Source organism: Vitiosangium sp. GDMCC 1.1324, from assembly GCF_003044305.1.
Classification (GTDB): domain Bacteria; phylum Myxococcota; class Myxococcia; order Myxococcales; family Myxococcaceae; genus Archangium.
This window is the reverse complement of record NZ_PZOX01000054.1, coordinates 1-13,304: the sequence shown is the minus strand read 5'-3', so window position 1 is coordinate 13,304 and position 13,304 is coordinate 1. Positions and strand designations below refer to the sequence as shown.

Genomic DNA, 13,304 nt, shown 5'->3' with positions numbered 1-13,304 from the left:
AGGCGCTGTGGAAGCGCCAGCACGCGGTCCTGTTCGCCGGTTTCTCGCGCGGCACCCACCAGTACTACGCCACGGGCCACAACATCCATCGCGAGAATCCGAAGGCGGTAGCCGACGCGATCCGGTTTGTCGCAGCGTCGCAACCCGCAAAGTAAGCAGCGAATCCATAGGGTGGGCTCAAGCCCGCAAACACTCATCCAGATCCGTTCAAAGCAAAAGGCCCGCGCAAGCGGGCCTTTCTCGTTTGAATCCCCAAGTAGCGTCCCACACCGGGCCTTCCCAGAAGCGGCCGACTTCGGTGGGGCGGTAGTCGCGCGAGTAGAATTCGTAGCTGAGTTCGCCGCCCCAGGCCCAGGCGGTGTCGGGGATGTCGTGGCGCAGGCCGAGCACCGCCAGGTCCTTCAAGGTGTTGCTGATTGAAGGGCAGCGGGTGGGCGCCCGAGTGTAGTCGGGGAAGTTGCCGAAGAGCCGCTCGCCAGGGGCGCCCTGGGTCACGGCCTGTACCAGGTAGGTGCCTCCAGAGAGTGCATCCCTCAGCCGTGCGTCACTCCCACAGCGACTGCTGCGCTGGCCCCCTGACCCGTGCCGAGCACGAGGGCCGCCAGAGCCCCGGCTCCCACCAGGAGGCCCAGGACGACGAGCGATTCGGCTGCCCAGCGGCCCCCCACCGAGGGCCAGCGGCACTCGCCCACCAGCACGGTGTCTTCATGGCGCAGCATGAGCTCGCCCACGCCTCGCAGCAGCGGCGTGTCGTCGAGAACCTCCGAGAAACGACGGAACGGAGAGGGCGACACGAGAGGGGAGAGCAGAAACGACGAAGCGCCCGACTCAGCAAGAGAGCCGGACGCTTCGTGAGTAACCCTGCCGGGCTTCGAACCCGGCGACCGCAGATCCCATGATGTGCCACGTGATCCCGCCGGGTGCCTCTGGATTCGTGCTCTCCCCTGGCTGGAGTAGGGCATCTGCCATCGCTCAGTCCGTCGTGTACCCTGGCGGGCGGGTGGGAGCCGCGCCCTCACGGAACAAGGGCGGAACACGCACGCGCAATGTTCGTTGCGCACAGGAATCTCGTCCACCTGCTCCACGTGGTGCCTACCTGCCACGCTTGTTCAACGCGTTCCACGCGGCGAGCGAGTCCATGTAGTCGCGCCAGTGGGCGATCTTGCGGTTCTCGACACGAATGATGGAGCAGAACCGGTTATCGTAGTCGACGTTCGTCGCGAGGATCTTGCCGTGGACTTCGTACTCGATGACCACGACGCGGCCGTCGTCCGTCTTGTGTGTGATGAGATGGTCTGCGGCGTGGAGCGCCATGCTCTCGGCGTAGTCGCGGAACGCGGCCATGAGCGCGGTTCGTCCGTGGATGATCCGCGGCCACCCGAGGTCGTAGAGGACCTCGTAGACGGTGTGCTCATCGACGACATCGAAGAAGTGTTCCCCCTCGACGAGGTCGCCCAGCGCGCCTCGTGCGAGTTCAAAGTAGGGCGCGACCGATTCAAAGGCGGCGTACGTGCGGCTTGGCATGGTGCTGCTCCTCTTTGTCATAGGGCGAGGCGCGGCCGGAAGACCGCCTCCAGCGACGTGGTCGACGTGACGCGCCGGTGCCCGCCCTCAAAGGCGAGCGCGCCGCTGCGGATGCCAGTGATGAGCTCGACGTATGCGTTCGTCAGGTCGGCGTTGAATCCGAGGTTCGCGATCGTGGTGGCGATGGCGTCGAGCGGGATCTCCTCGACACGCACGGTCTTCCCCGCGATTCGACCGAGGGCGCGTGCGATCTCGGAGTACGTGAGCCCGGCGCCGAGCTCGACGACGCCCTGGCTGGCACCATCGATGAGGAGCTCGGCACCCAGAAGACCGATGTCGCGCGTAGCGACCATCGGGACGGGCAGCTCGGCGGGGAAGAAGGACGGCAGGACCCCGGTTCCCTTCACCACGTCGAGCACCGGGAGAACGTTCTCGTAGAAGTAGCCCGCACGGATCGACACCAGCCGAAGCCCGGGAACCGCGCCGAGGATCCGCTCCGCGTCGTGAAGGCCGGCGAGCGGGCCGCTCCCGCTCTCACGATGCGCGGCAAAGCCGGAGAGGAACACGACGTGCGGGATTTGGCTCTCCGCCGCCGCCGTCGCGAGCGAACGCGCGACGTGCGTCTGAAAGGCGCGCTGGCTCGGCGCCGTGAAGTTCGGCGGGATGAGTAGAAATGCTCCCTGCGCGCCGCGGAGAGCCCCTGCGAGGGCGCGCGCGTCCTCCAAGTCGACGACAGCGGCCTCCGCGCCTCGCGCTGTCCATGAAGCAGCCTCGGAGGCCTTGCGGACCAGCACCCGAACGCGCTCCCGGTGCGCGAGGAGGGTCTCTGCGACGACAGAGCCAGTGTTTCCTGACGCACCTGCGATGACAAAGGTCAAACGGCTTCACCTGTCCTTTCGCCATCAAACATGTACGTCGCCATGATATCTGTCCAATGCAATGACGACAGATGCTATATGCATGCGATGCATATAGGAGCGATTGACCTGAACCTCGTCGTGGTCCTGCGCGCGCTACTCGATGAGCGAAGTGTTTCGCGCGCGGCACGGCGGCTTGGGCTCAGTCAGTCGGCGACGAGCCATGCCTTGGGGCGCCTCCGCGAGGTCATTCAGGACCCGCTCTTCGTGCGGACGCGAACCGGGCTCGTGCCGACGGCGCGCGCGGAGGCGATGGCCTCGTCGGTGCGCGCGTCCTTGGACACGCTCAATGAGACGCTCTTCGCACACGCCCCCTTCGATCCGAGTACGGTCAGACGCACGTTCCATGTTCGACCGAGCGACTACGTCGAGTACCTGATGATCCCCAAGCTCATCGAGCGCCTCGTGGAGGTGGCGCCGGGCGTCGACATCTTCGCGCGCTCTACCGCGACGGAGCCTGCGCTCGCGCTCGAACAGGGCGAACTCGACTTACTCATCCAGCCGCCACGCACGGGCGAACAGACCGAGGGCTTCCACATGGAAAGGCTCTGGGACGAGCAGTTCGTGGGGATCGCGCGGCAGGGGCACCCGCTGACGCGGGGCCGCGTGACGCTTGAGCGATTCGCGAGAGCGAAGCACGCCCTGGTCGCCCCGCGTGGGCAACCGGGTGGCGGGCGGATCGATGAGGCTCTCCGAGAGCGCGGGCTCCATCGGCACATCGCCTACACAACGCCGAGCTTCTTGGCCGCGCCACAGGTGATCGCCGCCACGGATCTCGTGATGGTCCTCCCCGCGCGTCTCGCGATTGCGCTGGCGGGGCAGCTCCGCCTCGCGACGTTCGAGCCGCCAGTGGAAATCCCGGGCTTCGAGATGGCGATGTTTTGGCATGACCGGCACGACTCCGATCCCGCGCACGCATTCATTCGCGGGGAGTTCGCGCACGTCGCCGCCTCGCTTTCGGCCCCGACAGACTCGTCGCGCTCCGGCAAGCGAAGGACTACGGACAGGTGACCGTTCCACCAGGGCCCAAGCTGAGCACCTGACCTCCATCTCCAACCTCCCGCCGGGAGTTACGGCTCCCTCGATCAGGTGCTCCGGATCCTCGCTTGAGGCCGCAGAGCATAGGCGGCATGGGAGCCCTGTTGTGGGCGAGGGCCGGGGTAGGTGGTCGTCCAGGAGGTGGAGGAGCGCGGGTGGGCGTACCGGCGGAGGCAGCCGGAGGGGACGGTGCTGTACGAGGCGGTGAGGGACAACCTGGCCACACTGCTGGTGGACGTGTTCGCCTGTCCGCGGTGTGGAGGCAGGCGAAAGGAGCTGGCGTAGGTGACGGCCCCCGCTGGGGTGCGCTCGATATTGGAGCACCTGGGACTTCCCACCCAGGCGCTGAAGCGGGCCCCGGCCCGGGGACCACCCCAGCAGGCGTGGTACGGCTTGAGCGGGGGCCCGAGCTACCAGACCCTTATCTCATCCAACTCGATCGTGACGGAGACGATGCTCTCGATCTTGCGGTTGTCTTCGCCGCGAGCGTAGACGATTCGCTTCGTGGGGAAGACGAGGCCGGAGACCTCGCGGTGGCCTGACATGTAGTGGGCGCTCGGGCTGCCCCCGGCAATGTCGAAGGTGTAGTCGCGGCGGCGCAGCAGCCCCTTGCCGTCCACGTAGAGCACCTGCTCGGTGCTGTGGGTGGCGATGTTGTCTGGGTATGTCACCTTGAGACGCCGGAACTTCTCGCCGTCCTCGGACCAGGGCTCGAGCTCCTCGGTCCGTACCCCGGGCAGGGTGAAGGAGAACGGCTCGCTCAGGTAGGTCCACATGGCGTAGCCAGCCATGTAGGCGAGCTGCAGCCGGGTCCAGGGCGTGGTGAGCTCATGTCCTGCGAACGAGTCCCGAGGGTGCACCAACTCCTCCACGGTCTCGCCACCGAGGGTCTCGACGGCGATGCGCTCCGGAGTGAACGAGGTGCGGAGGTTTGGCTCGAAGAAGGGCGCGTGTGAGGTCCACTCGCGGTGAAGGGTGGTGGTCACGGTGCTGCCGTCCAGGGCGCCCGGGTGCCCTTTCAGGGACCAGAGCACTCCACCAAGCTTTATGCGTGTGGAGACTTTCTCGGCCTTCCGCCACCGGTCGAGACCGCCATGTGCGGCGAGAGTCAGGTCCAGGAGTCCAGTCATGTCGTGCCTCTTTTCCGGGTGGTCCGCGGACGATGTCCGGCCACCATGGGTTGGTACGGCACTTCAATATGACCGGTCATCTTAAAGTCGCAACCAAATCTGCATGGGACTCCGGGGGCGAGAGACCAGGCGACCTGGGCCGCTCACGACCTTGACGCCGGCAAGACGACCGGCCACATTGGTTTCAGGAGGCCAGCATCATGGCCAGACGGAGCATGCGCGAGGAGCTCGTCGAGGCAGCCCTCGACCAGTTTCATGCGCGCGGATTCAACGCCGCTGGGGTGAAGGACATCACCGACAGCGCAGGCGTGCCGAAGGGGTCTTTCTACAACCACTTCGAGAGCAAGGAGGCCCTTGCGGTCGTGGCGCTCCAGCGCTTTGGCGAAAGCCGGCGCCTCGAGGACCTGGCCAACGAGAGCGTGCCGCCCCTGGCGCGACTCCGCGCCCACTTCGAGTTTCTCCGTGATGAGACCGTGCAGCGCGGGTTCGCGAGGGGTTGCCTCGTTGGCAACTTCGGCACCGAGGTCAGCGACCACAGCGAAACCATCCGAGCGGCCGTGCAGCAAAGCCTGCAGCGATGGGCCGAGCTGATCGCCGCAGTGCTCGCCGAGGCCCAGCGTACCGGGACAGTCCGCGCGGGACTCGACCCACAGGCCACGGCCCGCTTCGTCCTCAACGCCTGGGAGGGCACGCTCATCGAAGCACGCGCGAGCCGCTCCATGACCGCCTTCGACACCTTCTTCGGCCTCGTCTTCGGCACGCTCCTCACCTCAGACGCCACCGGGCCGACGCCTCGCGGAACGCCGCGACGAGGGCAAGGGACTGCTCGCGAAGCTCTTTCAACGCCTATCGTCCCCAGCCCATCGCAGTGAAGAGTACCCGCGTCAGCGTGTCTTCTCGAGCGGGCGTGAGCATTGTTCATCGTGACGTCGTGCATTGCCTCATCCGGATGCGCAAGCCGCTGCCCTTTTCGCTCGAATCAAAGGCAGTCCATCCGCACCCATTTGAAATCGACGCTCCGGCTCCATCCTATCCCGGCCCCTCTTGGAGGAGCCACCGCTGGAGCTCATAGGGACGCGACGTCGAGGGTGACCATCTACCAGGCGAGCCCGGTGCTCACCCTTGAAGATGTGCCCGGAGCGTCGTTCGGCCGCCGGGTCACCCCTGTCGATTCTCGTGACCCGAAAATCGAGAAAAGAGCCTCTATATAGGATAACCGGGATGGTGAATTTCCACCGTTCGATCAAGGCAGGCTCCATGCTCCCTCGCAACCATTCAAGGCTGTTCCTTCGTGCCGCGTGCGCGTTCCTGTTCCTCACGAGCGCGTGCGACCCGGCGAGCGGTTCGCCTGACGGGCAAGACGACGCAACAGAGACCTCCTCGAGTGCGTTGCTCTTCTCCGGCGTGAGCTTCAAGACGGTGCTCGGCAACCGATACGTGGGCGCTCAGAACAACGGCGGCGGCGCGGTCATCGCGACGGCGACGAGCGCGCAAGCGTGGGAGAAGTTCACGATCGATGACATCAACGGCGGGGCCCTCGAGAGTGGAGACTCGATCTTCATCATCGCGGGCACCGGACAGTACTTTCAGGCCGCGAACGGCGGCGGCTCCACGCTGAACGCCGCCAGCTCGAATCGCCTCGGCTGGGAGACGTTCCGCATCGTCAAGCAGAACGGGAGTGGCGTGATTGCCAACGGCGATGTCGTCGGCCTGCAGACGGTGACGACTGGCAATTGGGTGTCAGCGGAGAACGGCGGCGGCGGCCCGGTGTTCGCGTATGGTGGCGCGCTCGGCTCGTGGGAGCAGTTCACGATCTCTGGCTTGTCGCAGAGTGGTGGGGGGGGCCCCATCTCCACTTGCAATGCGACCTGGTACGGGGCCGAGGGCGAGATCCCCCAGGGATGGCCGACCGCCAGTGGTGAGGGCTTCGACCGCTGGGCGCTCAAGGCCGCCCACAACTCCCTGCCGTTTGGTACTAAGGTCAAGGTGACCTACCAGGGCAAGTCGGTCACGGTGACCATCAATGACCGCGGGAGCTTTGGCCTTCCTGTCTGTCTGGACCTCACCTACGGCGCCTTCGTGCAGATCGCCAATCCCGATCTCGGCAACATCGTCGTGCAGTACCAGGTCCTCTAATACTACAGTGGGACCTTCCCTCGGAGAGGAAGCCTCGTTGCTCCGAGGGAACTACCCCTGTAGTACCAAGTTCGAGTTTCGCTGTTTCGGGTGACCTGGAAGAGCGAGCGGAGGATGAGCAGGTGGGCTGAGTAGCCCCCTGCGCTCCCGGTGGCGCCTTCCAGCTCGCCTGAAGACGGCGCAGGGAAGCGAAGCCAGGCGCGAGACTCCGGCCATTTCTGGCGATGCTTCAAAGGTGGTCCACGTCGATGATGGCTTTGGCAAACGCTTCCGGAGCTTCCTGGGGCAGATTGTGCCCGACGCCACCCCTGATCACGCGGTGCGAATATTTGCCCGAGAATTTGTTCGAATAGGAACTCGCGTCCGGGTGCGGTGCACCATTTGCATCTCCTACGAGCGTGATGGTCGGCACCGCGATGACCGGAGCCTCGGCAAGCCGCTTTTCCAGATCGTCATATTTCGGCTCGCCGCTAGCGAGACCGAGCCGCCGCACCGGGGCATCGATGGCCGCACACCCGAGGAGTGCTCGAAGGGGTTTCTTGGGAGCTGGCTGAAGGCCAACCTGGCGCGTCCGGGCTCGCAAAAACGGGCGCGATGTCAGCTCTTAACTACGAGACTCTCGGCGCGACTCGGCAAGCTCGCGGAGCAGCTGTTCGACCCCACGCGCGGAAGCGTCGTCCGCCGGTGAGAGGACAAACATGCTGAGGCCGTGGCTGTCGTCGACGGAAAACACCGACGTCTCGAACACGAGCTCGCCGACTTTCGGTCGGACGAGCCGCCTGTACCTCACGCCGTGCGTGCGCAGCTCATACTCGGCCCACAGCCGGCGAAAGTCCGCGCTCGTCTCCATCAACTCATCGACGAGCGCGGCAGCTTCTTCTGATGCTCCCGCACGTGCGATGTCGACGCGAAACGCGGCGAGGCACGTGCGATGCATGTCATCGGCATGCGGCAGGAACGTGGCGGCTTCGGGATGAAAGACCCGGCGCAGCATGTTGCGGTCGCGCTCGGGAATCGCGGCGTAATCGCCGATCACCGCCACGGCGGCGCGATTCCACGCGACGATCTGAAACGTCGGCGTCTTCACGAACGCGGGCACGTGCAGGTTGTCGAGCACGCGCTGCAGCGCCGGCGTGACCTCGGCGGGCGGTGTGTGGCGGCGCGGTGGCGGACGATCGTGAGCGAGTAGGAACAGCATCTCGCGATTCGCGTCGTCGAACTCGAGCGCGACAGCGAGGCGTTCGAGCACATCGTCGGACGGCACGCCGCCACGACCTTGTTCGAGCCACGTGTACCAGGTGACGCTCACGCCGGCGCGCGCCGCGACTTCCTCGCGACGAAGTCCGGGAGTGCGACGCCGCTCGGTCGATGCGGGGGGGCGCCGCTCGCGGCAAGCTCGGAGAAATTCGGGGAGGGTGGTAGTCGCCATACCGGTATGCGGGCACGCCTTTTCTAGCGGATTCACGCAGCTTACGGTTCGCGCATGACCAGGACAATGCTTCGGGCGAGGGAGTCCAGAACGGAGTTTGTATGCTGACGCTGCATCATCTCGGACGTTCGCAGTCGGAGCGGATCGTCTGGCTCTGCGAGGAGCTCGGGCTCGACTATGAGCTGAAGCGCTATCAGCGCCGGGCCGACAACCGAATGGCCCCGCCGGAATACAAGGCGCTTCATCCCATGGGCACGGCGCCGATCATCACCGACGGCGACCTCGTCCTCGGGGAATCCGGGGCGATCTGCGAGTATCTGATCCAGACCTATGGTAATGGCCGGCTCGCTGTGAAGCGTGGTGAACCCGGTTTCACCGACTATCTCTACTGGTTCCACTTCGCCAACGGGACGCTGCAACCGCTCGTCTTGCAGGTGAGGTATCTGGAGCGCGTCGATCCTTCGGACAAGAACGCGCCGCTGCAGGCGGCCAAGGACCGGTTCAAGCTGGTCTTCTCGACCTTGGAGAAGCGGTTGGGGGCGGCGCCCTATCTGGCCGGCAATGAGTTGACGGCGGCGGATATCATGACCGTGTTCTCGTTGACGACGATGCGGCTGTTCAAGCCGTATGAGCTCTCGCCCTGGCCGAACATCCTGGCCTATCTGCAGCGCATCGGTGCGCGGCCGGCTTATCGTCGGGCGATGCAGAAGGCCGATCCGGACTTGACGCCGGTACTGGGAGCCATCCCGGAATAAGAGTTTCTTTCAAAAACAGTCCCGTAGGTACGCCAGGATGCATCCGCTTTCTGGAGAGCCGGCGTGGGGCCTGGGCTCAGGTGCCCGAGCCGGCCTCTGTCGACCTGAGGATGGCGAGCGCGGAGTACCAGCCGAACACCGGTCCCGCGCCCGAGCCACGGCTGGTCGAACGTAGCCGCGAGCGTGAGCAGGACGGCAGGCAGCAACATGATCGGCCCGTTGATCGCGACCTCGGTCGTGCGTTCGCGTCGTGTCGCCGTCTGCGCTAAGCGCCTGCCTGCACCTCCAGCGTGGGGCTGAGCGGTCCCCTCCGTCAGCCGCTGACCGCTCCTCCGCCGTGCCGAGAGATGGCGCAGAGGAGGCGATCCAAGTTGAGGGGCTTGAGAAGCACTTCGTTCGCGTCAATCGGGTTGTCTGACAGGTTGCGGCTGGCGGTCATGACGACGACCGGGATGGAGCTCAACCCAGGTTGGCTCCGCTGCGCTTCGCGAAAGTCCCACCCGCTCATCCCGGGCATCATGAGGTCAAGGAGGATCAGGTCAGGCGGATTGTCGCGGTCGAGCGAAGCGAGCGCTTCCTCGGCCCCGGAGAAGGGGACCGTTTGGTGCCCGACGTCACCTAGGACATCGCACACCGCTTGGAGCAGATCCTCGTCGTCGTCGATCACTACAATCTTCCTCGTGACGGTCATGCACTCCTCGGGAGGACGACGGTGAAGGTCGACCCCGCTCCAGGCCGACTGTCACAAACAATGGTGCCATGAACGGCATCGACGATCTGCTGGACGATCCAGAGGCCCAATCCCAGCCCCCCGAAGTGGCGCTCCGAAACAGCGCGCTCAAAGCGCTCGAAGATCCGAGCCCTGTCCGCCGGTGCGATTCCGAAGCCCTGGTCCCGCACCGCCAGGATGACCTCGGTGGCAGAGGCCTGCACCGAGACGTCAATGGGTTTTCCCTGCCCGTACTTCAGCGCGTTCGACAGAAGATTGGTGAGGACCTGGTCAAGGCGCAGGGGATCCCAATATCCAACCACCGGGCCGTTCACCTGAAGGGAGATGGGAGAACCGCGCTCGGGCGTCAGCCGTTCGACCACGTCTTTGGCAACCCGGGCAAGGTCCACATTCTCTGGCTGGAGTTGAAGCTGACCTGGATCCACGCGCGACACGTCCAGCAGCCCACTGACCAGGCTCTCCAGGCGGTCTGCTTGACGGCGGATCGTTCGCGCACGCGACAACAGCCGCTCGCTCATCCCCGATGTCGACGAGAGAAGGTGGATCAGTCCGTCAACCTGCAGGGTCAGCGTCGTCAATGGCGTGCGGAACTCGTGGGAAGCGATGGAAAGGAACTCGTCTCGGACCTTCACCGCCTGGCGCAGCTCGTCGACAAGGTGGCTGCGCTCCTCCTCCATGCGCTTGCGCTCGGAGATGTCGGCCGAGATGCCAGCCATGCGCAACGGCTTGCCCTGTTCGTCGCGGAAGACCTGGCCCCGGCACTCAATCCAATGGAGCGACCCGTCGGGCCAGAGAACCCGGTGTTCCAACGAATAGGACGGGCGGGTTCCGTCCAGCGCTTCGGTGAGGGCCCGCTCGGTCTCGGCCCGGTCCTCGGGGGACAGCATGCGCAAGTAGTCCTCGCAGCTGTCGGAAAGCTCACCCCGCTGGACCCCGAAGAGTGTCTCCATCTCGTCCGACCACGTGATCTTGTCACTGCGGATGTCCCAGTTCCAGGTCCCCATGTGCGCGGCCTCCAGCGCAAGGCGGAGCCGCTGATCGCGTTCCAGGATCTCCTGCTCGGCCTGTTTGCGCGCGGTGACGTCCCGCGTGACCGCCAGGTGGACCACCTCGCCTTCTGCCTCATCGCCAAAGGGAACTGCGCAGGTCTCCAACCAGCGGCGTGTGCCGCGCAGACCCACGGTCTCGAACTCAAGGGACTCATGGTGCCCCTGGATCACGCGCGCGTGCATGTTCTGGAATGCCTCACGGTGTTCCGGTGCAATCAGGGGGAAGACCTTCTTCCCAACAACCGCCTGGGCGCTGTCCGCCTCCACTATGGCCAGGCCGGCCGCGTTCATTTCCAACAGCGTCCCGTCCGGCGAGACCAGCTTCACGCACTCAGGCTCATTGTGGATCAGGGTTCGCAGTCGGGTTTCACTGCGGGTCGCCGCCTCCTCGGCCTTTCTCTGCACGAGCTCATTTCTGCGGCGTAGTTTGGCTCCCGCGATCGCCTGCGCAAGCTCCGCGGTCAGTGCCTCTTCCTCGGTGATGCTGCGGCAACGAACTTCGCCGCTGCCAACGGGGGAGAGCCGCCATTGGCGCAAGAGACCCAGGTGACGCGCGGGTTCGCTCAGGATGAGCACCGCCGGGATGGGATCCAGGGCGTGAAGCTCCTCACTCAGGCGCAGCGGCTCCTCAACGCCAGTCCCAAGGACCACGACGTTGACGGTTTCCTTACGCTCCCGCAGGCGGGCCAGGAGCCGTGCGGGACTGGACTCATCCGTGAAGGCAACCTCCGGATGGCCCTCTCTCAAGAGCGCCGCCGTCGGCACATCAACGGCTATGCAGATCACGGACTCCATGGCGCTACTAGCTCCCCGACGGGCAAGAAGAATTGCCTGCCGCTTCATGAAGTGGCTAACACCAGGTCCTCGGCCCAGCATTGCCGCCAGGGTTGAGTGGGCAGGGTGTCCCGGCGCGCCTGCTCGCCTGCTCTGCCGCACGCCCGGCTTCGCCAGGGACGCGTGCTGCCTGCCCTTCCACCCTCGTCCGGAGCATAAGAAGTAGAGAGGCCCAGTTGAGAGCGCGCGGGGAGGTAGACAGTGGGCGCAGTGGGTCCTCGAGCGTGAGCGGAAGGTGCCGAGTCCCCCGCGGCGAATGGCTGCGGACACCCGCTGGACGCACGCCTGGAGGCCCGCGCCAGGCAGGGGAGCGGTAAAGGCTGGCCTGAGGGAAGACCGGATCCCTCGCAGCCTGCTTCCAGGCCTCGGTGAACCCGGACAGGCCGCTGGTGGACTCGCTGCCCTCCCGGGCGAGCTGCTCGAGCTGCGGGATGTACTGGGCGAGCGGGTTGTTTTTCTTCTGGGCCGTAAAGCTCTGGACCAGTTGGAGCAGGTCTCCGGTGGCAGTGCAGAACCCGATGTAGCCCGCGGTAAAGCCACAGCCGTCATGGAGGTTCTGGATCTCACCAAAGCCGAGCTCGAGCTTGCCGTTCTCGAAGACGTTGGTGATCTCGTCGATGGAATGAAGCTGCTCCTGGGTCAACGCAACGGCTCGGCGGCACCCGTCAGCGGCCCTCCTCGGCCCCTCTGCTCCAGACCCAATACTCTCCCTCGGCCTCTCGTCGCCGCGGCAAGTGAGGGCTCGGTGTGCCTCCACGCACGTGGCCGGCCTGCCGCTTCATCACCGCTATACGCCGCTTCGGTCATGTCTGGGTGGTGCTGGCCGTGCTGGTGCCCGTGCCTTTCTCCAGGCGAGTCTGGGCGCTGCCCATCCTCTTCCGCCTCTTCCGGCCCCAGGCCGACTGCGTCCCCCAAGCGGGAGCGGAGGAGGCGAGCGTGGTGCCTGAAGCAGTGGCGAGGCAGGAAGCGAGGAAGGAGCGGCCAGCGCGAGTGGACCAGGCAGGGCTGCGACGAAGGACCTTCGCGGTGGATGTGTTCGCCTGCGTGATGTGTGGAGGCAGGCGACGAGTGCTGGCGTACGTGAATTGAGCCGCCAGCCTGCTTCGAGGCGGCGCCGGCACTCATCTACCTTCAGCTTCGACAGGCGTGCCAGCACGGCCAGCCCCCTCTCCAGAGCCCGGTTGGGAGGACAGCCCGGTCGGGCGCGCCCTTTGTGCCGCAGCCGCGCCGCCCGGTACGCTCCCGTATACTGCCGCCTTGGGATTCGATGAAGGGAGCCGCGTGCGTACGTCTCGAGCGACACTGGATGCAGCAAGGGGCCGGTCGTATCTGTGGGGCCTCTCCGTCGTCCTTCTCCTCGTCTGGACGCGCGCGCATGCACAACATGCGTTGAATGAGCCGAGCATGCACAAGCAGGCCCTGCTGGACGCCATCGACCTCCACCGTGACCGCATTGCGGCCGAGCTGGCCGAGCTGAGGGCCCACCCCCCACCACTGCAAGTCCCTGTGGACGTGCTGGAGCGTTCCGGAGCTGAGCACCTGGAAGCTCTCAGGGCCTTCAGGTCCTCGGTCCAAGCGCTTGCGCCTGCCGACATCCCCGAGGCATTGCGCTCGCTCTACCTGTCGTGCCGCCGTGGCACGTGTCGCGGGGGAATCGAGGTCGCGGAGGCATTGGACTTCATCGCCGCGGTGGGGATGCCCGCGGTGAATGTGCTGCTGCCCGAGTTCGGGGCCCTCGAGCCGCACCAACAGGAGGACGTCC

Annotated in this window: 17 protein-coding genes; 7 read left to right on the top strand and 10 right to left on the bottom strand. The window is 65.6% G+C overall.

The window, feature by feature from the left end:
- Positions 1-207 precede the first annotated feature (207 nt).
- The 4 genes from DAT35_RS60415 to DAT35_RS57445 all read right to left on the bottom strand — a co-directional run bounded on the left by DAT35_RS60415 (position 208) and on the right by DAT35_RS57445 (position 2,402).
- Positions 208-495, bottom strand: coding sequence for a hypothetical protein (locus DAT35_RS60415; protein WP_199243332.1), 288 nt, complete (start codon positions 493-495; stop codon positions 208-210).
- A gap of 38 nt (positions 496-533) precedes the next feature.
- Positions 534-794: a hypothetical protein gene (locus DAT35_RS60410; protein WP_199243331.1), complete on the bottom strand. Its 261-nt coding sequence runs from the start codon at positions 792-794 to the stop codon at positions 534-536.
- Positions 795-1,092: 298 nt separating this feature from the next.
- Positions 1,093-1,524 carry a nuclear transport factor 2 family protein gene (locus DAT35_RS57450; protein ID WP_108077935.1) on the bottom strand — a complete coding sequence of 144 codons (432 nt, stop codon included), beginning with the start codon at positions 1,522-1,524 and terminating at the stop codon, positions 1,093-1,095.
- Positions 1,525-1,541: 17 nt separating this feature from the next.
- Positions 1,542-2,402 carry an NmrA family NAD(P)-binding protein gene (locus DAT35_RS57445; RefSeq protein WP_108077934.1) on the bottom strand — a complete coding sequence of 287 codons (861 nt, stop codon included), beginning with the start codon at positions 2,400-2,402 and terminating at the stop codon, positions 1,542-1,544.
- A 78-nt stretch (positions 2,403-2,480) separates the two neighbouring features.
- Between DAT35_RS57445 and DAT35_RS57440 the strand changes: the two genes are divergently transcribed.
- Together DAT35_RS57440 and DAT35_RS61725 are read left to right on the top strand one after the other, a co-directional pair.
- Positions 2,481-3,452: a LysR family transcriptional regulator gene (locus DAT35_RS57440; RefSeq protein ID WP_158502480.1), complete on the top strand. Its 972-nt coding sequence runs from the start codon at positions 2,481-2,483 to the stop codon at positions 3,450-3,452.
- Between the two features lie 153 nt (positions 3,453-3,605).
- A complete protein-coding gene (locus DAT35_RS61725; protein WP_233262322.1) occupies positions 3,606-3,764 on the top strand; it encodes a hypothetical protein in 159 nt (52 codons plus the stop codon).
- Between the two features lie 125 nt (positions 3,765-3,889).
- Here the strand turns inward: DAT35_RS61725 and DAT35_RS57430 are convergent, their stop codons facing one another.
- The gene (locus tag DAT35_RS57430) at positions 3,890-4,465 is read right to left on the bottom strand and encodes a hypothetical protein (protein ID WP_233262321.1); all 576 of its coding nucleotides are present in this window, start codon (positions 4,463-4,465) and stop codon (positions 3,890-3,892) included.
- A gap of 359 nt (positions 4,466-4,824) precedes the next feature.
- Between DAT35_RS57430 and DAT35_RS57425 the strand changes: the two genes are divergently transcribed.
- The gene (locus DAT35_RS57425; protein ID WP_158502478.1) at positions 4,825-5,481 is read left to right on the top strand and encodes a TetR/AcrR family transcriptional regulator; all 657 of its coding nucleotides are present in this window, start codon (positions 4,825-4,827) and stop codon (positions 5,479-5,481) included.
- Positions 5,482-5,830: 349 nt separating this feature from the next.
- Positions 5,831-6,745: a septal ring lytic transglycosylase RlpA family protein gene (locus DAT35_RS61720; protein ID WP_233262320.1), complete on the top strand. Its 915-nt coding sequence runs from the start codon at positions 5,831-5,833 to the stop codon at positions 6,743-6,745.
- A 229-nt stretch (positions 6,746-6,974) separates the two neighbouring features.
- Here the strand turns inward: DAT35_RS61720 and DAT35_RS57415 are convergent, their stop codons facing one another.
- Positions 6,975-7,238, bottom strand: a complete 264-nt coding sequence (locus DAT35_RS57415) for an alpha/beta fold hydrolase (RefSeq protein WP_199243330.1) — start codon at positions 7,236-7,238, stop codon at positions 6,975-6,977.
- 111 nt (positions 7,239-7,349) lie between these two features.
- On the bottom strand, positions 7,350-8,174 hold the full coding sequence (locus DAT35_RS57410; RefSeq protein WP_108077930.1) for a helix-turn-helix transcriptional regulator: 825 nt from the start codon (positions 8,172-8,174) through the stop codon (positions 7,350-7,352).
- A 101-nt stretch (positions 8,175-8,275) separates the two neighbouring features.
- On the opposite strand from DAT35_RS57410, the gene DAT35_RS57405 reads away from it, so the two are divergent.
- On the top strand, positions 8,276-8,929 hold the full coding sequence (locus tag DAT35_RS57405) for a glutathione S-transferase family protein (protein ID WP_108077929.1): 654 nt from the start codon (positions 8,276-8,278) through the stop codon (positions 8,927-8,929).
- A 313-nt stretch (positions 8,930-9,242) separates the two neighbouring features.
- Here DAT35_RS57405 and DAT35_RS57400 read toward each other — a convergent pair whose 3' ends face one another.
- From DAT35_RS57400 to DAT35_RS57390, 3 genes are read right to left on the bottom strand one after another with little or no spacing between them, the layout of a single operon-like run.
- Complete coding sequence (locus DAT35_RS57400) at positions 9,243-9,596, bottom strand: response regulator (protein ID WP_158502476.1); 354 nt, start codon at positions 9,594-9,596, stop codon at positions 9,243-9,245.
- A 20-nt stretch (positions 9,597-9,616) separates the two neighbouring features.
- A complete protein-coding gene (locus DAT35_RS57395; protein ID WP_158502474.1) occupies positions 9,617-11,503 on the bottom strand; it encodes a HAMP domain-containing sensor histidine kinase in 1,887 nt (628 codons plus the stop codon).
- Between the two features lie 55 nt (positions 11,504-11,558).
- Positions 11,559-12,185, bottom strand: coding sequence for a chitosanase (locus DAT35_RS57390; RefSeq protein WP_158502472.1), 627 nt, complete (start codon positions 12,183-12,185; stop codon positions 11,559-11,561).
- Positions 12,186-12,289: 104 nt separating this feature from the next.
- Between DAT35_RS57390 and DAT35_RS57385 the strand changes: the two genes are divergently transcribed.
- Together DAT35_RS57385 and DAT35_RS57380 are read left to right on the top strand one after the other, a co-directional pair.
- Positions 12,290-12,631, top strand: a complete 342-nt coding sequence (locus tag DAT35_RS57385; protein WP_108077925.1) for a hypothetical protein — start codon at positions 12,290-12,292, stop codon at positions 12,629-12,631.
- A gap of 315 nt (positions 12,632-12,946) precedes the next feature.
- Positions 12,947-13,304: hypothetical protein (locus DAT35_RS57380; protein ID WP_146210342.1), on the top strand; the 358-nt coding region annotated here is incomplete at its 3' end.

Excerpts from the sequence above, each read along its gene's own strand:
- DAT35_RS57410 (WP_108077930.1), bottom strand. The coding sequence starts at position 8,174 with ATGGCGACTACCACCCTCCCCGAATTTCTCCGAGCTTGCCGCGAGCGG.
- DAT35_RS61720 (WP_233262320.1), top strand. The coding sequence starts at position 5,831 with ATGGTGAATTTCCACCGTTCGATCAAGGCAGGCTCCATGCTCCCTCGC.
- DAT35_RS57405 (WP_108077929.1), top strand. The coding sequence starts at position 8,276 with ATGCTGACGCTGCATCATCTCGGACGTTCGCAGTCGGAGCGGATCGTC.
- DAT35_RS57450 (WP_108077935.1), bottom strand. The coding sequence starts at position 1,524 with ATGCCAAGCCGCACGTACGCCGCCTTTGAATCGGTCGCGCCCTACTTT.
- DAT35_RS57395 (WP_158502474.1), bottom strand. The coding sequence starts at position 11,503 with ATGGAGTCCGTGATCTGCATAGCCGTTGATGTGCCGACGGCGGCGCTC.
- DAT35_RS57440 (WP_158502480.1), top strand. The coding sequence starts at position 2,481 with ATGCATGCGATGCATATAGGAGCGATTGACCTGAACCTCGTCGTGGTC.
- DAT35_RS57425 (WP_158502478.1), top strand. The coding sequence starts at position 4,825 with ATGCGCGAGGAGCTCGTCGAGGCAGCCCTCGACCAGTTTCATGCGCGC.